Consider the following 17,487-nt stretch of genomic DNA (forward strand, 5'->3'; position numbering starts at 1 on the left):
TCGCGCCCTGGGCTGTGTTCCGGCGAACGGTATAAGGTTGGCGGCCGCGGAAGGCGAAGGCGGTGAACATGTTCGTATTCTCTCTCGGTGTGTTTCAGAAACGGTATTCCACCAGGGCGCTCGGGCCGATGCTGTCATGCCACTCTTCGGCGACAGCGGCGGAGCAGAGGCTGGCGAGCGTGCCGGCGAGGCACAGGGAGGGGCTTCTCATGGGGACTCCTTCCGTTGCAGCCAGGGACGTGCCTTGGTGTCTTGCTGGGCGAAGCGGTAGCCGAGCGCGTTCAGACCGTCGAAGTCGCGACTGAAGGTGTCTCCCAGGCCCTGGCCGCTGCCGGCCAGGACGGCGTGTGCGCTGTCGATGGGTTGCAGGATGAACTCGCCGGAGCGGGTTCCTCCGGCTTGCCCGCGCACCAGCAGGAAGCCGTCTTCGATCCTGATGCTCAGGCCGTTCAGGTAGCTGTGCCGGCCCGTGCTGGCGACGCGGTAGGTGCCGACGGCTTCGGTCCAGGCCTGGGGCAGGGATGTCGGCTCGATGCGCTCGCCGAGGTAGGCGGTCTGGTCGTGGCGGCGGGACACCAGGATTCGGCGTTGGCCGTAGCTGACCACGTCCAGTTGCAACTGTCCGGCGCTGTCCACGCCGACAGGCCAGAACCCCAGCAGTCTTTTTCTCATCTGCAGCCAGCCCGAGGTGTCGCGCAACAGTTCCACGCGTTGTTCGCCGAAATCCGCGTACAGGCGACCCCTGCGCTCGTACAGGCGAATCTGGCCTTGGCGGGTTGCGTAGCGACCGTATAGCTGTCGCCGGTCCTCCGGGCTCGGCACCTTCAGTGCGGGGGCGCGCGCGGGGGTGGGCTGTACGGCGGGGCGACGAGCGCCCTGTTTGACCTGCAGCATGAGCGACGCCGCTTGCCGGGCCAGGGAGGCAGTAAGCGACCCGCTGTCATCGGCGTTGCTCATGACAATGGCGGCGAGGCGCTGTTCCGGCAGCAGAATCAGATGGGCGCTGAATCCTCGGGTGGCGCTGGCGTACTCATAGTGACGGATGCCTCCTTCCAGCGGCGCGGAGCCGCACGGGCTGAGGAACCAGGCCAGGCCCACCTGGCAGTCGAAGTCCAGGGCATTGCCGGCGTTCTGCTGGCGGAACATCTCCTCGACGGAGTGTTTCCGGAGAAGCTGGCGCTCCTTGTGGCGCCCGTTGGCGAACAGCATGCGGACGAAGCGGCTGAGGTCGACCGGGCTGCTCCACAGGTCGTTGACCGGGAGGTCGCTGGCGGCGGCGGAGCCGGGGCGACCGCCGCCGCCGCCGCTGTAGCCGTGGGCGCGTTGCGCCTGGGGCAGGGCGTTCCTGGCGAAGCTGGAGCGAGTCATCTGCAAAGGGTCCAGCAGGTGCTCCCGCATGTGCTGCTCGAAGTGCTTTCCGGTGTTGCGCTCGATAGCCGCGCCGACCAGCTCGTAGCCAAGGTTGGAATAGGCGACCTGGGTTCCCGGCGGATTGCTCAGCCAGACGCCGGATACTTTCGCCGGCAGTTGGCCGAGTGAGCTCGGGCGTTCGCCGAACAGGGGCGGCAGGTGTTCGCCAGGAAGGCCGGACTGGTGGCTGAGCAGCCGGCGGAAAGTGATCGCGCGATCCGCCTCGCTCTGGTCGGCATGGAAGCGTGAGCGTACGTAGAACTCGCGCAAGGTGTCCTGGAGCGGGGCGTCGAGAGAGAGTTGGCCGCGTTCGGCCAGTTGCAGGGTCGCGCTGGCGATCAGTAGCTTGGACAGGTCGCCGGCGTGGAATGCGGTGTGCTCGCTGGCGTTGATCCTGTGCTGTCGGTCGGCATAGCCGAAACCGCGGGCCCAGACCAGTTGCTGGTCGTCGACCAATGCCAGGGCCAGGCCGGGCACGTCCTGCCTTTCCATTTCCCGGCGGATGTGGCGTTGCAGATAGTCGATGACCTCGCCGTAGTTGCCCACAGCGGCGCTCGGCGCTGGCGGGGCGGGCGGCAGTCCGTGGCAGCCGCTGGTGCCGAGCAGGCAGCCGAGAAGGGAAAGATGCATTGCACGAAACATGGAACACCTGGCGGAAAGGCGAGGTGTCCCATGCTAGGGCTGGCCTGGCTGGCAGTCCTTACGGCTTTGTCAGCAATCTGTGAAAGATTGTTAAGCCTCCGCTGTCAACGGGGTCGCTCCCAGGTCAGGCGGAAGGAGGCGCCTCCTTGCGGCGTTTCCAGCGCTTCCGCATAGCCGCCGTGCCATTGCGCGACCCGGCGGACGATCGCCAGGCCCAGGCCGAAGCCGCCGGTGCTGCGATCGCGGCTGTCGTCCAGGCGCGAAAAGGGTTCGAAGATCTTCTGCCGGGCGTCCGCCGGTATCCCGGGGCCGTCGTCGTTGACCCGTATCTGACAGCTGTCGCCTTGATCGAGGAGGGCGATTTCGACGCGCGAGTGTGCGTGGCGAATGGCGTTGCGCAGCAGGTTGATCACTGCGCGCGCCATGAAGCGAGGCTCGATGCGGATCTGTTCGACCTGGCAGGCGCTGATCTCGCAGGTGACTCCGGCGGCTTCGGCTTCCAGGGCGACGTCGGCGACGACGCTATCCAGCCAGCTCGCGGCGTCGACGATTTCCCGGTGGCTCCCGACGTTGCCGTGCTCCAGGCGGGCGTAGGTCAGCAGTTCGGAGACCATTTCCTCCAGTTCGCCGAGATCGGCGCGCATGTCCTCTATCAGGTCGTGGCGTACTTCGGCGTCGACCTGCTTGTTCAATTGCTCGAGTTCGAAGGACAGGCGGGAGATCGGCGTGCGCAATTCGTGGGATACCGCGTTGGTCAGTTCACGCTGGTTGCTGATCAGGCTTTCGATGCGGTCGGCCATCTGGTTGAAGTGCTGGGCCAGGGTGCGGATGTCGGAGCGTCGGAAAATGCGCGTGCGCGATGACAGGTCGCCGTCGCCGAAGCGTTGCGCGGCCAGGCGCAGGGTCTCGAGGTCGCGCCAGTGCGGGCGGACCCATACCAGCAGGGCGATGCCGACCAGCACGCCGAGCAGGATGTAGGCCAGCACGGTGAATAGTGGGGTCAGCGAGGGTTCCGGCGGCAGCTTGATGTCGAGCAGCTGCGGGCCCGCGTCGATGCGGCTGATGAATTCCGTGAAGTCCTCGCGTACCACCAGCAGGTTCTTGTCGAGGAGGGCCTGCTCTTCCTGCGTCAGCTTCGCCTGCCTGGCATCCGTCAGGCTCAGCTCGAGCCCGTAGTGGGGACGCCAGTCTTCGAGCTGTCGCTGGCGTCCGGCCTGGTCCAGCGGGGCCAGCTTTTCCACCAGCGAATAGGCCTGGCCGCGAACGGCGTCGCGGTGATAGTTCTCGACGATGCTGTCGTAGAACGCGTCGATGACATGGTCGACCACGAAGATCGCGGCGGCGAACCCCAGGGCCAGTAGCAGGTAGAGGCGCAGGAACAGGCGCAGCATTCAGAGCTCCCAGCCCAGCGGGTTGAACAGGTAGCCCTTGCCCCAGACGGTCTTGATCCGGACCGGCTCGCGCGGATTGTCCTTCAGTTTATTGCGCAGCTTGCTGATGCAGACGTCGACGCTGCGGTTCAGGCCGTCGAAGCCGATGCCGCGGATCTGGTTGAGGATCTCGTCGCGGGAGAGTATTTCCCCTGCCTGGCTGGCCAGCAGCCAGAGCAGCTCGAACTCCATCGTGGTCAGTTCGATGCCGAGGCCTTCGAGTTCCGCTTCGCGCCGCCGTCGGTCGATGTTCAGCTTGCCGAATGTCAGGCTTTCCGGGGAGGCGGGAAGGGGCGCGTGCCGGCGCATCAGGGCGCGCAGGCGGGCGAGCAGCACCGGTGGCTCGATCGGCTTGATCACGTAGTCGTCGGCGCCGGACTCCAGGCCGAGGATGTGATCGAGATCGTCCTCCTGGGCGGTGAGTATGAGGATCGGCAGGTTCGCGACCCGGCGGATCTCCCGGCACACCTGCAGACCATTCTGTCCGGGGAGCATGAGGTCGAGAACCACCACTTGCGGTTTGAAGTCGAGGAAGGCGGCGAACGCGGCATCACCGCGATGCACCTGGCGCACTTCGAAACCATGCTGGGAAAGGAAACTGGCGATCAGGCGGGCGAGCTTCTGGTCGTCTTCGACGAGCAATACCTTGCTGAGGGTAGGGCAGTCCATAGGGTTTCATCGGTCGGAGCGGAATCGGCTGGCATTATATGCGCCCGCTTCCGGCGAAGCTCCAGCGACTCGTTCGAGATCGGGCTGCGATCGGCGGAAGCGGCCGGAAACACCCCGGGGATCCGCCTGCACCCTGGCGGGGTGACTTCTGCTTTTCCCTCTACTAGAATGCATGCCCTTGATTCTGGGAGCCGGAAGGACCGGCTTACGTCTGTGCAACGAGGAATATCCATGCAAGTTTCTGTTGAAAGCACTTCCGCTCTTGAGCGCCGCATGACCGTTGGTGTGCCTGCCGAGCGTATCGAGACCGAAGTCAACAAGCGTCTGCAGCAGACCGCCCGTCGTGCCAAGATTCCAGGTTTCCGCCCCGGCAAGGTGCCGATGAGTGTCATTCGTCAGCGCTACGAAGCTTCCGCGCGCCAGGAAGCCATGGGCGATCTGATCCAGGAAACCTTCTACGAAGCCGTGGTCGAGCAGAAGCTGAATCCGGCCGGTTCGCCGTCGGTAGAGCCCAAGTCCTTCGAGAAAGGCAAGGACCTGGAATACATCGCAACCTTCGAAGTCTTCCCGGAATTTACCGTTTCCGGCCTGGAAGACATCAAGGTCGAGCGCCTGCAGGCCGAAGTTTCCGATGCTGATGTCGACAACATGCTCGATGTCCTGCGCAAGCAGAACACCCGTTTCGAAGTGGTCGAGCGTGCCGCCCAGAACGATGACCAGTTGAACATCGACTTCGTCGGCAAGATCGACGGCGAAGCCTTCGCCGGCGGTTCCGCCAAGGGCACCCTGCTGGTACTGGGCTCCGGTCGCATGATCGCCGGCTTCGAAGAAGGGCTGGTGGGGGCGAAGGCCGGTGAAGAGCGTGTGCTCAACCTGACCTTCCCCGAGGACTACCAGAACCTGGACCTGGCCAACAAGGCTGCCGAGTTCACCGTTACCGTCAATAGCGTAGCCGAGCCCAAGCTGCCGGAACTGAACGAAGAGTTCTTCGCTCTGTTCGGCGTGAAGGAAACCGGTCTCGATGGCTTCCGCGCCGAAGTGCAGAAGAACATGGAGCGCGAGCTGCGCCAGGCGATCAAGTCCAAGGTCAAGAACCAGGTCATGGAAGGTCTGCTGCAGGCCAACCCGATCGAAGTGCCCAAGGCCCTGATCGGCAACGAAGTGAACCGTCTGCGCGTGCAGGCCGTCCAGCAGTTCGGCGGCAACATCAAGCCTGACCAACTGCCGGCCGAGCTGTTCGAAGAGCAGGCCAAGCGCCGTGTGGTGCTGGGCCTGATCGTCGCCGAAGTGGTCAAGCAGCACGAGCTGAAGGCCGACGAAGGTCGCGTTCGCGAAATGATCGAGGAAATGGCCTCGGCCTACCAGGAGCCCGAGCAGGTCGTCGCCTGGTACTTCAAGAACGAGCCCCAGCTGAACGAAGTCCGTTCTGTTGTACTGGAAGAACAAGTCGTAGATACTGTCCTGCAAAAGGCCACTGTGACCGATAAGCAGGTATCCTACGAAGAAGCGGTCAAGCCGGCCGAAGCTCCGCAAGCGGCCTGATTCGTTCCTCTCGTTCGAATCCCACAAGCCAGCCTTAGTGCTGGCTTGTGCGTCTTTGAGGCTTCACTATCTGTTAGGGAGTGATCGCAAGACATGTCTCGCAACTCTTTTATTCCGCACGTTCCCGATATCCAGGCCGCCGGTGGCCTGGTGCCCATGGTGGTGGAGCAGTCCGCCCGCGGCGAGCGCGCCTACGACATCTATTCGCGCCTGCTGAAGGAGCGGATCATCTTCCTGGTCGGCCAGGTCGAGGACTACATGGCCAACCTGGTGGTTGCCCAGTTGCTGTTCCTGGAGGCTGAAAATCCCGAGAAGGACATTCATCTCTACATCAACTCGCCGGGTGGTTCGGTGACTGCCGGGATGTCCATCTACGACACCATGCAGTTCATCAAGCCCAACGTCTCGACCACCTGTATCGGCCAGGCGTGCAGCATGGGTGCCCTGCTGCTTGCGGGCGGTGCCGCCGGCAAGCGCTACTGCCTGCCGCATTCGCGGATGATGATCCACCAGCCGCTGGGCGGTTTCCAGGGCCAGGCCTCGGATATCGAGATCCATGCCAAGGAAATCCTCTTCATCAAGGAGCGTCTGAACCAGATCCTGGCGCACCACACCGGCCAGCCCCTGGACGTCATTGCCCGCGATACCGATCGTGACCGCTTCATGAGCGGTGACGAAGCCGTCAAGTATGGCCTGATCGACAAGGTCATGACCCAGCGCGACCTGGCCGTCTAAGGCTCCGCAATACTGGCGGTCGAGACATTCGGCCGCCTCGTGGGCTTGAAAATGCCCACAATTGCCTTCATCTTGTGTTTGAAGCTACCCATTGGATCGATCGAATGACTGATACCCGCAACGGCGAGGACAACGGCAAGCTGCTGTATTGCTCCTTCTGCGGCAAGAGCCAGCACGAAGTGCGCAAGTTGATTGCCGGCCCCTCGGTCTTTATCTGCGACGAGTGTGTCGACCTGTGCAATGACATCATCCGCGAGGAGGTGCAGGAAGCGCAGGCGGAAAGTAGTGGGCACAAACTTCCGGCGCCGAAAGAGATCCGCACCATCCTCGATCAGTACGTGATCGGGCAGGAGCGGGCCAAGAAGGTTCTGGCGGTAGCGGTATACAACCACTACAAGCGCCTCAACCAGCGTGACAAGAAGGACGATATCGAGCTCGGCAAGAGCAACATTCTGATGATCGGCCCAACCGGCTCGGGCAAGACCCTGCTGGCCGAGACCCTCGCACGTCTACTGAACGTGCCGTTCACCATCGCCGATGCGACCACGCTGACGGAAGCGGGCTACGTGGGCGAGGATGTCGAGAACATCATCCAGAAACTCTTGCAGAAGTGCGATTACGATGTGGAGAAGGCCCAGATGGGCATCGTCTACATCGACGAGATCGACAAGATTTCCCGGAAATCGGACAACCCCTCCATCACTCGCGACGTCTCCGGCGAGGGTGTGCAGCAGGCCCTGCTGAAGCTCATCGAGGGTACCGTTGCCTCGGTACCGCCGCAGGGCGGTCGCAAGCATCCGCAGCAGGAGTTCCTGCAGGTCGATACGCGCAACATCCTGTTCATCTGCGGCGGCGCTTTCGCCGGTCTGGAGCGGGTCATCCAGAACCGTTCCGCGCGCGGCGGCATCGGTTTCAATGCCGAAGTGCGCAGTCAGGAGATGGGCAAGAAGGTCGGCGAGGCGTTCAAGGAAGTCGAACCGGAAGATCTCGTCAAGTTCGGTCTTATTCCCGAGTTTGTAGGGCGTTTGCCGGTGATCGCGACTCTTGATGAGCTCGACGAGGCTGCGCTCATGCAGATCCTGACCGAGCCGAAGAACGCTCTCACCAAGCAGTACGCCAAGCTGTTCGAAATGGAAGGCGTCGATCTCGAATTCCGTCCGGACGCACTCAAGGCGGTTGCCCGCAAGGCGCTCGAACGCAAGACCGGTGCACGTGGCTTGCGTTCAATTCTCGAAGGTATCCTTCTCGATACCATGTACGAGATTCCCTCCCAGCAGGATGTCAGCAAGGTGGTCATCGATGAGAGTGTCATCGATGGCTCGTCGCAACCCCTGATGATCTACGAGAACAGCGAAAAGCCAGCCAAGGCTGCGCCTGAGGCATGAAAGAGCAGGGGCCTTCGGGCCCCTTTTCTTTTCCGACTGGCACGCTTGTTTTTTCCCGGGCCTAACCCCATCTTAGGCTGAAAGGTCTTCCTATCTGTTTCGTGGCCAAGTGCCGCTGTAGAGCCGACATTATGAAAACACTCGTCGAATTGCCCTTGCTGCCGCTACGTGACGTGGTGGTGTACCCGCACATGGTCATCCCGTTGTTCGTCGGTCGGGAAAAGTCCATCGAGGCCCTGGAGGCAGCGATGACCGGCGACAAGCAAATCCTCCTGCTGGCGCAGAAAAACCCCGCGGACGATGATCCGGGCGAAGATGGCCTGTACCGCATGGGTACGGTCGCTACCGTGCTGCAGTTGCTCAAGCTGCCGGATGGCACCGTCAAGGTGCTGGTCGAAGGCGAGCAGCGCGGCCAGGTCGAGCGCTTCATCGAGGAAGAAGGGCACATTCGTGCCGCGGTCCAGGCCATCGACGACGCCAATGTCGGCGAGCGCGAGGCCGAGGTCTTCACTCGCAGCCTGCTGAGCCAGTTCGAGCAATACGTCCAGTTGGGCAAGAAAGTCCCCGCCGAGGTGCTTTCCTCGCTGAACAGCATCGACGAGCCGAGCAGGCTGGTCGATACCATGGCCGCGCACATGGCGCTGAAGATCGAGCAGAAGCAGGACATCCTGGAGATCACCGACCTGTCGTCGCGGGTCGAGCATGTCCTGGCGCTGCTGGATGCCGAGATCGACCTGCTGCAGGTGGAAAAGCGTATCCGCGGCCGGGTCAAGAAGCAGATGGAGCGCAGCCAGCGCGAGTACTACCTGAATGAGCAGATGAAGGCCATTCAGAAGGAACTCGGCGATATCGACGAAGGGCACAACGAAGTCGAGGAGCTGAAGAAGCGCATCGACGCTGCCGGCCTGACCAAGGAGGCGCACACCAAGGCCACTGCCGAGCTGAACAAGCTCAAGCAGATGTCGCCGATGTCGGCGGAAGCCACCGTGGTGCGTTCCTACATAGACTGGCTGCTGAACGTGCCGTGGAAGGCCGAGAGCAAGGTGCGCCATGATCTCGCCAAGGCGGAAGACATCCTCGATGCCGACCATTATGGCCTGGAAGAGGTCAAGGAGCGCATTCTCGAGTATCTCGCCGTGCAAAAGCGGGTGAAGAAGCTCAAGGGCCCGGTCCTTTGCCTGGTGGGACCGCCCGGCGTGGGCAAGACCTCCCTGGCCGAATCCATCGCCCGCGCCACCAATCGCAAGTTCGTGCGCATGGCGCTCGGCGGCGTGCGTGACGAGGCCGAGATCCGCGGTCACCGTCGTACCTATATCGGCTCCATGCCGGGCCGCCTGATCCAGAAGATGACCAAGGTCGGCGTGCGCAACCCGCTGTTCCTCCTCGACGAAATCGACAAGATGGGCAGCGACATGCGCGGGGATCCCGCCTCGGCGCTGCTCGAGGTGCTCGACCCGGAGCAGAACCACAACTTCAACGATCACTACCTGGAAGTCGACTACGACCTGTCCGACGTGATGTTCCTCTGCACCGCGAACTCGATGAACATCCCGGCGCCCCTGCTGGATCGGATGGAAGTCATCCGCCTGCCGGGCTACACCGAGGACGAGAAGGTCAATATCGCCGCCAAGTACCTGATTCCGAAGCAGGTCCAGGCCAACGGCCTGAAGAAGGGCGAGCTGACCTTCGAGGAAGGCGCCCTGCGCGACATCATTCGCTACTACACCCGCGAAGCCGGGGTGCGCAGCCTCGAGCGGCAGATCGCCAAGGTCTGCCGCAAGGCGGTGAAGGAGCATGCCAAGCTCAAGCGTATCCAGGCGGTGGTGTCCAGCGAGACGCTGGAGAACTACCTCGGCGTGCGCAAGTTCCGTTATGGCCTCGCCGAACAGCAGGACCAGATCGGCCAGGTGACCGGGCTGGCCTGGACCCAGGTCGGCGGCGAGCTGCTTACCATCGAGGCGGCCGTGGTACCCGGCAAGGGCCAGTTGACCAAGACCGGATCGCTGGGCGACGTGATGGCGGAATCGATCACCGCGGCGTTGACCGTGGTGCGCAGCCGCGCCCAGAGCCTAGGAATCGCGGCGGACTTCCACGAGAAGCGCGACATCCATATCCACGTTCCGGAAGGCGCTACGCCGAAGGATGGCCCGAGCGCAGGTATCGGCATGTGCACGGCGCTGGTTTCGGCGATCACGCAGATCCCGGTGCGCGCCGACGTGGCAATGACCGGGGAGATCACCCTGCGTGGGCAGGTGCTGGCGATCGGCGGGCTGAAAGAAAAACTTTTGGCGGCGCACCGCGGCGGGATCAAGACGGTGATCATTCCCGAGGAAAATGTTCGCGACCTGAAGGAAATTCCGGACAATATTAAGAGTGATCTGGTTATTAAACCGGTTAAATGGATTGACGAAGTCCTGCAAATTGCGCTGCAATACGCCCCGGAGCCCTTGCCCGATGCGGCTCCGGAGATGGTTGCAAAGGATGAAAAACGCGAGCCTGATTCCAAGGAGCGAATTAGCACGCATTAGTCGGTAGGTATTCTTGACACTGTTTTTGGGCCCTTGTTATAAAGCGGCACTTGCTGAGTCAGTTGGCCTACCAGCGCAGAATTTCCTTACACCTAACACATAGAAACATACTCAACAGAAATAAGGGGACTTAGAGTGAACAAGTCGGAACTGATCGATGCAATTGCCGCATCTGCTGATATCCCGAAAGCTGTTGCCGGTCGCGCACTGGACGCAGTGATCGAGTCCGTCACTGGCGCCCTGAAGGCTGGTGACTCCGTCGTGCTGGTTGGTTTCGGCACCTTCGCTGTCAAAGAGCGCGCTGCTCGCACCGGTCGCAACCCGCAAACTGGCAAGCCGATCAAGATCGCCGCTGCCAAGATCCCGGGTTTCAAAGCCGGTAAAGCCCTGAAGGATGCTGTCAACTAAGCGTCTTTTGGGACTCGTTCTACCCAGGTCGGCCAAGGCTGGCCTGGCTGCGGAGCGGTAGTTCAGTCGGTTAGAATACCGGCCTGTCACGCCGGGGGTCGCGGGTTCGAGTCCCGTCCGCTCCGCCAGTTACGAGAAGGCGCATCCTCGGATGCGCCTTTCTTATATCCGCATCTCTTACCCACGCCGCGCCGCCCAAGACGGCTGGTCGTGGCAGTTTTTGGGGGCTGCATGCTGCAGAACATCAGGGATAATTCCCAGGGCTGGATCGCCAAGACCATCATTGGCGTGATCATCGTTCTCCTGTCGCTGACCGGCTTCGACGCGATCATCCGGGCCACCGACCACTCCAACGTGGCCGCCAAGGTCAACGGCGACGATATCAGTCTCAATGAAGTCCAACAGGCCGTGGACATGCAGCGTCGCCAGCTGCTGCAACGCCTGGGCAAGGATTTCGATCCATCCATGCTGGATGACAAGCTGCTCAAGGAAGCGGCCCTGAAGGGGCTGATCGAGCGTACCCTGCTGCTCCAGGCCGCCAAGGACGACAAGTTCGCCTTCTCCGACCAGGCGCTGGACCAGTTGATCCTGCAAACTCCCGAGTTCCAGGTCGACGGCAAGTTCAACGCGGATCGCTTCGACCAGGTCATCCGCCAGATGAACTACAGCCGCATGCAGTTCCGCCAGATGCTCGGCCAGGAAATGCTCATCGGCCAGCTTCGCGCCGGCCTGGCGGGCACCGGTTTCGTCACCGACAACGAATTGCAGTCCTTCGCTCGCCTCGAGAAGCAGACCCGCGACTTCGCCACCCTGGCGATCAAGGCCGACGCGTCCAAGAGCAGCGTGAGCGAGGACGAGGTGAAGGCCTTCTACGAAGGCCACAAGAGCGAGTTCATGACTCCCGAGCAGGTGGTCGTCGAATACGTGGAATTGAAGAAGTCCTCCTTCTTCGACCAGGTCAAGGTGAAGCAGGAAGACCTCGAGGCGTTGTACCAGAAGGAAATCGCCAACCTCTCCGAGCAGCGCGATGCCGCCCACATCCTGATCGAGGTGAACGACAAGGTCGGCGACGAGCAGGCCAAGGCGAAGATCGACGAGATCAAGGCTCGCCTGGCCAAGGGCGAGGATTTCGCCGCGCTGGCCAAGGAGTTCTCCCAGGATATCGGCTCGGCCGCCACCGGCGGCGACCTGGGCTACGCCGGCCGCGGCGTGTACGACCCCGCGTTCGAGGAGGCGCTGTATGCGCTGAAGCAAGGTGAGGTATCCGCCCCGGTGAAGACTCCGTACGGCTACCACCTGATCAAGCTGCTGGGCGTGCAGGCGCCGGAAGTACCGAGCCTGGAAAGCCTCAAGCCGAAGCTCGAGGACGAACTGAAGAAACAGATGGTCGAGCAGCGCTTCGTCGAGGCTACCAAGGACTTGGAAAGCTCCGCCTACGAAGCCGCCGACCTGAGCCAGCCCGCGCAGGAAATGGGCCTGAAGGTCCAGACCAGCCAGCCGTTCGGACGTTCGGGGGGCGACGGCATCGCTGCCAACCGCCAGATCGTGCAGACCGCGTTCAGCGCCGAGGTGCTGGAAGAAGCCGCCAACAGTGGCGCCATCGAGCTGGATCCGGACACCGTGGTGGTGCTGCGGGTCAAGGAACACAACAAGCCGAAGGAGCAACCGCTGGAGCAGGTCGCGGCGAACATCCGCGAGCGCCTGGCCGCCGAAAAGGCCGCCGAGGAGGCGCAGAAGCGTGGCGAGGCCCTGATCGCAGAGCTGCGTGAAGGCCGTACCTCTTCCGCAGCGGGTGAGTCGTGGAAAGTGGTCGAGGCGGCCTCCCGCGGCCAGGAAGGCGTCGATCCGAAACTGCTCCAGGCGGTGTTCCGCATGCAGCGTCCGGAGGCCAAGGACAAGCCTTCGCTCTCTGGCGTGACCCTGGCCAATGGCGATTACGTGGTGATCCGCCTGAATGGCGTCAGCGAGCCGGAGGAGGCTATCTCCGACGACGAGAAGGCCATGTACCGCCGCTTCCTGGCTTCGCGCAGCGGACAGGCAGACTTCGCCGCCTTCCGCCGTCAGTTGCAGGACAAGGCGGAAGTCGAGAAATACTGAGACCGAGATGCAGAGAAAAGGCCGCTTACGCGGCCTTTTCTTTATTCCTCCCATGAAAAATGGCCGCTCGAAGCGGCCATTTTTCATGGGCGGGGTGATCAGTCGTCGTCCAGCGGGCCCATGGCGGTAGTGTTGAAGCCGCCATCGACGTAGAGGATCTCGCCACTGATACCGCTGGCCAGGTCTGAACAGAGGAAGGCGCCGGCATTGCCGACTTCCTCGATGGTGACGTTGCGCCGCAGCGGCGTCTGCCGCTCGTTGGCGGCCAGCATCTTGCGGAAACTCTTGATCCCGGAGGCGGCGAGCGTTCGGATCGGCCCGGCGGAAACCGCATTGACCCGGGTGCCTTCCGCGCCCAGGCTGCCGGCCAGGTAGCGGACCCCGGCCTCCAGGCTGGCCTTGGCCATGCCCATTACGTTGTAGTTCGGCATGGTCCGTTCGGCGCCCAGGTAGGAGAGGGTCAGCAGGCTGCCGTTGCGGCCCTTCATCATTTCCCGTCCGGCCTTGGCCAGGGCGATGAAGCTGTAGGCGCTGATGTCGTGGGCGATGCGGAAGCCCTCGCGGGTGGTCACCGCGGTGAAGTCGCCGTCGAGCTGATCGCCTGGAGCGAATCCGACGGAGTGGACGATGATGTCCAGGCCGTCCCAGTGCTTGCCCAGGGCGGCGAACACCGCTTCGATCTGGCTGTCGTCGGCCACGTCACAGGGGAAGCACAGCTCCGGCCGCGAGCCCCAGCCACTGGCGAACTCCTCCACCCGGCCCCTGAGCTTGTCGTTCTGGTAGGTGAAGGCCAGTTCGGCGCCTTCCCGGTGCATGGCGGCGGCGATGCCGGAAGCGATGGAGAGCTTGCTGGCGACTCCGACGATCAGGGCGCGTTTTCCTGTGAGAAATCCCATTGTCCGTTCCTTGTCTGCTACTCAGTTTTCCGCGCTTGCCGGGGCCATGAAGGCAGCCTCCAGCAATTGCTGCGTATAGGGATGTTGCGGCGAGGCGAAAACCGCTTCGGCGCTGCCCTGTTCCACCACCTTGCCATGTCGAACCACCATCAGCTGGTGGCTGAGCGCCTTGACCACCGCCAGGTCGTGGCTGATGAACAGGTAGGTGAGGTTGTACTTGCCCTGCAGTTGCCGCAGCAATTCCACGACCTGGCGCTGCACGGTGCGGTCGAGCGCCGAGGTCGGTTCGTCGAGCAGGATCAGTGCCGGTTTCAGCACCAGTGCCCGGGCGATGGCGATGCGCTGGCGCTGGCCGCCGGAGAATTCGTGGGGGTAACGGTAGCGGGTCTGCGGATCGAGCCCGACCTCCACCAGCGCGTCGATGATCGCCTGCTCCTGTTCGGCCTCGCTGCCGATCCTATGGATGCGCAGGCCTTCGCCGACGATCTCGCCGACACACATGCGTGGGCTGAGGCTGCCATACGGGTCCTGGAACACCACCTGCATCTCGCGGCGCAGCGGGCGCACGTCATGTTGCGCGAGACCGTCCAGCCGGGTGCCTTCGAAGCGGATGCCGCCCTGGCTTTCCAGCAGCCGCAGGATCGCCAGGCCAAGGGTCGACTTGCCCGAGCCGCTTTCGCCAACGATGCCCAGCGTCTGCCCGCGGGGTAGTTCGAAATTGACCCCGTCGACCGCCTTGACGTGGTCCACGGTGCGGCGGAACACGCCTTTGCGGATCGGGAACCAGACCCGCAGGTCGTCCACCGCCAACAGGGTTTCACCCGGCGGGTTGCTTGCCGGCGCACCGCTGGGCTCGGCGTTGAGCAGCTCGCGGGTATAGGGGTGTCGCGGGGCTGCGAAGAGTTCCTGGCAGGAAGCCTGCTCGACGATCCGCCCTTGTTGCATGACGCAGACGCGGTGGGCGATGCGCCGGACCAGGTTGAGGTCGTGGGTGATCAGCAGCAGGGACATGCCCAGGCGTGCCTGCAGGTCCTTGAGCAGATCGAGGATCTTCAACTGGACGGTGACGTCGAGCGCGGTGGTCGGTTCGTCGGCGATCAGCAGTTGCGGCTCGCAGGCCAGGGCCATGGCGATCATCACGCGCTGCCGCTGGCCGCCGGAGAGTTCGTGTGGATAGGCTTTCAGGCGCTTGGCCGGCTCGGGGATGCCGACCAGCTCGAGCAGTTCGAGAATTCTCGCGCTGGCCTTGGCGCCACCCAGGCCCTTGTGCAGGGCGAGGACCTCGGCGAGCTGCTTCTCGATGGTATGCAGCGGATTGAGCGAGGTCATGGGTTCCTGGAAGACCATGGCGATGCGGTTGCCGCGGATCCCGCGCAGGCGCCGTTCCGGGAGCTTGAGCAGATCCTCGCCCTGGTAGTGGATGCTGCCTGCTGGGTGGCTGGCGACGGAGTAGGGCAGCAGGCGCAGGATCGAGTGGGCGGTCACCGACTTGCCCGAGCCGCTTTCGCCGACCAGGGCCAGGGTCTCGCCCTGGCGGATGTCGAAGCTGACGCCTTCGACCACCCGCTGGCGTTGCTCGCCGGAGAGGAATTCGACGGCGAGGTCGCGGATTTCCAGAATGTTCTCGCTCATCTCATTTCCTCGGGTCGAAAGCGTCGCGGGCGGCTTCGCCGATGAACACCAGCAGGCTCAGCATGACCGCCAGCACCACGAAGGCGGAAATGCCCAGCCAGGGTGCCTGGAGGTTGGACTTGCCCTGGGCGACCAACTCGCCCAGCGACGGCGCGCCAGGCGGCAGGCCGAAGCCGAGGAAGTCCAAGGAGGTGAGGGTGCCGATGGCGCCGGTGAGGATGAACGGCATGAAGGTCAGGGTCGAGATCATCGCGTTCGGCAGGATGTGACGGAACATGATGGCGCTGTTGCGCATGCCGAGGGCCCGGGCGGCGCGGACGTATTCCAGGTTGCGCCCGCGGAGGAACTCGGCGCGGACCACGTCCACCAGGCTCATCCAGGAAAACAGCAGCATGATGCCCAGCAGCCACCAGAAGTTCGGCTGGACGAAGCTGGCCAGGATGATCAGCAGGTAGAGCACCGGCAGCCCCGACCAGACTTCCAGGAAACGCTGGCCGAGCAGGTCGACCCAGCCGCCGTAGTAGCCTTGCAGGGCGCCGACGGTGACGCCGATCAGAGAACTGAGCACGGTCAGGGTCAGGGCGAAGAGGATCGACACGCGGAAGCCGTAGATCACCCGGGCGAGCACGTCGCGGGCCTGGTCGTCGGTGCCCAGCCAGTTTTCCGCCGACGGCGGGGCGGGGGCGGGAACCTTCAGCTCGTAGTTGATGGTGTCGTAGCTGTAGGGGATCGGCGGCCAAAGCACCCAGCCGTCCTTCTCGGCGATCAGTTGGCTGATGTAGGGGCTCTTGTAGTTGGCTTCCAGGGGGAATTCGCCGCCGAAGGTGGTTTCCGGGTAGCGTTTGAAGACCGGGAAATACCAGCCGCCGTCGTAATGCACGACCAGCGGTTTGTCGTTGGCGATCAGTTCGGCGCCGAGGCTGCCGACGAACAGGATGAGGAACAGCCAGAGCGACCACCAGCCACGCTTGTTGCTCTTGAAGCGGGCCCAGCGGCGCTGGTTGATGGGAGACAGGCGCATCGGATTACTCCCGGTTCTCGAAGTCGATGCGCGGATCGACCAGGGTGTAGACGATATCGCTGATCAGCTTCATGACCAGCCCGAACAGGGTGAAGATGAACAGCGTGCCGAAGACCACCGGGTAGTCGCGGTTCATCGCCGCTTCGAAGCTGAGCAGGCCGAGGCCGTCGAGGGAGAAGATCACCTCGATCAACAGCGAACCGGTGAAGAAGATCCCCAGCAGCGCAGCCGGCAGGCCGGCAATCACCAGCAGCATGGCGTTGCGGAATACGTGCCCGTAGAGCACGCGGCGTTCGGTCAGGCCCTTGGCGCGGGCGGTGACCACGTATTGCTTGCCGATCTCGTCGAGGAAGCTGTTCTTGGTCAGCAGCGTGATGGTGGCGAAGTTGCCGATCACCAGGGCGGTTACCGGCAAGGCCAGGTGCCAGAAATAGTCGAGCACCTTGCCGCCGAGGCTGAGCTGGTCGAAGTTGTTCGAGGTCAGGCCGCGCAGGGGGAACCAGTCCCAGTAGCTGCCGCCGGCGAACAGCACCACCAGCAGGATGGCGAAGAGGAAGGCGGGAATGGCGTAGCCGACGATGATCGCCGAGCTGGTCCAGATGTCGAAGACGCTACCATGGCGGACCGCCTTGGCGATCCCCAGCGGGATCGACACCAGGTACATGATCAGCGTGCTCCAGAGCCCGAGCGAGATCGACACCGGCAATTTCTCGATGATCAGGTCGGTGACCTTGGCGTCGCGGAAGAAGCTCTGCCCGAAGTCCAGGTGCAGGTAGTTCTTCAGCATGATCATGAAGCGCTCGGGGGCCGACTTGTCGAAGCCGTACATGCGCTCGATCTCTTTCACCAGCTCCGGGTCCAGGCCTTGCGCGCCGCGGTATTGCGAGCCGGCCACGGCGACTTCGCCGCCGCCGCCGGAGATGCGCCCGGTGGCGCCGCCGGAAGCGGCGTCGAAGCCTTCCAGCTTGGCGATCATCTGCTCCACCGGACCGCCGGGAGCGGCCTGGATGATGATGAAGTTGATCAGCAGGATGCCGAACAGGGTAGGGACGATCAGCAGCAGGCGCCGCAGGATATAGGAGAGCATGCGGC

Annotated in this window: 13 protein-coding genes and 1 tRNA gene; 7 read left to right on the forward strand and 7 right to left on the reverse strand. The window is 63.1% G+C overall.

The genetic code is table 11. The features are described from left to right. Positions 1-207: 207 nt before the first annotated feature. The 3 genes from FHW81_RS23185 to parR all read right to left on the reverse strand — a co-directional run bounded on the left by FHW81_RS23185 (position 208) and on the right by parR (position 4,151). The gene (locus tag FHW81_RS23185; RefSeq protein WP_034054383.1) at positions 208-2,052 is read right to left on the reverse strand and encodes a serine hydrolase domain-containing protein; all 1,845 of its coding nucleotides are present in this window, start codon (positions 2,050-2,052) and stop codon (positions 208-210) included. 104 nt (positions 2,053-2,156) lie between these two features. After that, a complete protein-coding gene (gene parS, locus FHW81_RS23190; RefSeq protein WP_003087912.1) occupies positions 2,157-3,443 on the reverse strand; it encodes a sensor histidine kinase ParS in 1,287 nt (428 codons plus the stop codon). Next, the gene (parR, locus tag FHW81_RS23195; RefSeq protein ID WP_003098126.1) at positions 3,444-4,151 is read right to left on the reverse strand and encodes a response regulator transcription factor ParR; all 708 of its coding nucleotides are present in this window, start codon (positions 4,149-4,151) and stop codon (positions 3,444-3,446) included. Positions 4,152-4,382: 231 nt separating this feature from the next. Between parR and tig the strand changes: the two genes are divergently transcribed. The 7 genes from tig (at position 4,383) to FHW81_RS23230 (ending at position 12,846) form a co-directional block, all read left to right on the forward strand. Beyond that, on the forward strand, positions 4,383-5,693 hold the full coding sequence (gene tig / locus FHW81_RS23200) for a trigger factor (RefSeq protein WP_003087920.1): 1,311 nt from the start codon (positions 4,383-4,385) through the stop codon (positions 5,691-5,693). A gap of 93 nt (positions 5,694-5,786) precedes the next feature. Further along, positions 5,787-6,428 (forward strand): ATP-dependent Clp endopeptidase proteolytic subunit ClpP, encoded by a 642-nt coding sequence (gene clpP / locus FHW81_RS23205; protein ID WP_003098129.1) that lies wholly within the window; start codon positions 5,787-5,789, stop codon positions 6,426-6,428. Positions 6,429-6,532: 104 nt separating this feature from the next. Further along, a complete protein-coding gene (clpX, locus tag FHW81_RS23210; RefSeq protein ID WP_003087924.1) occupies positions 6,533-7,813 on the forward strand; it encodes an ATP-dependent Clp protease ATP-binding subunit ClpX in 1,281 nt (426 codons plus the stop codon). Positions 7,814-7,944: 131 nt separating this feature from the next. After that, a complete protein-coding gene (lon, locus tag FHW81_RS23215; protein ID WP_003087926.1) occupies positions 7,945-10,341 on the forward strand; it encodes an endopeptidase La in 2,397 nt (798 codons plus the stop codon). A 135-nt stretch (positions 10,342-10,476) separates the two neighbouring features. Continuing rightward, entirely contained in the window at positions 10,477-10,749 is a 273-nt protein-coding gene (gene hupB, locus FHW81_RS23220) for a nucleoid-associated protein HU-beta (RefSeq protein ID WP_003087931.1), read from the forward strand. Between the two features lie 51 nt (positions 10,750-10,800). Then, a tRNA-Asp gene (locus tag FHW81_RS23225) sits at positions 10,801-10,877 on the forward strand. Between the two features lie 103 nt (positions 10,878-10,980). Continuing rightward, positions 10,981-12,846 carry a SurA N-terminal domain-containing protein gene (locus FHW81_RS23230; RefSeq protein ID WP_003120291.1) on the forward strand — a complete coding sequence of 622 codons (1,866 nt, stop codon included), beginning with the start codon at positions 10,981-10,983 and terminating at the stop codon, positions 12,844-12,846. Between the two features lie 98 nt (positions 12,847-12,944). Here the strand turns inward: FHW81_RS23230 and fabI are convergent, their stop codons facing one another. From fabI to FHW81_RS23250, 4 genes are read right to left on the reverse strand one after another with little or no spacing between them, the layout of a single operon-like run. Then, positions 12,945-13,742, reverse strand: coding sequence for an enoyl-ACP reductase FabI (gene fabI / locus FHW81_RS23235; protein ID WP_003087936.1), 798 nt, complete (start codon positions 13,740-13,742; stop codon positions 12,945-12,947). A 21-nt stretch (positions 13,743-13,763) separates the two neighbouring features. Beyond that, positions 13,764-15,374, reverse strand: a complete 1,611-nt coding sequence (locus FHW81_RS23240) for an ABC transporter ATP-binding protein (RefSeq protein ID WP_003087940.1) — start codon at positions 15,372-15,374, stop codon at positions 13,764-13,766. Position 15,375: 1 nt separating this feature from the next. After that, the gene (locus tag FHW81_RS23245) at positions 15,376-16,395 is read right to left on the reverse strand and encodes an ABC transporter permease (protein ID WP_003087942.1); all 1,020 of its coding nucleotides are present in this window, start codon (positions 16,393-16,395) and stop codon (positions 15,376-15,378) included. A 4-nt stretch (positions 16,396-16,399) separates the two neighbouring features. Next, entirely contained in the window at positions 16,400-17,482 is a 1,083-nt protein-coding gene (locus tag FHW81_RS23250) for a microcin C ABC transporter permease YejB (RefSeq protein ID WP_003098134.1), read from the reverse strand. Positions 17,483-17,487: the final 5 nt, after the last annotated feature.

The sequence above is a fragment of the Pseudomonas sp. RC10-4-2 genome (assembly GCF_050433085.1).
GTDB classification, from domain to species: Bacteria; Pseudomonadota; Gammaproteobacteria; order Pseudomonadales; family Pseudomonadaceae; genus Pseudomonas; species Pseudomonas aeruginosa.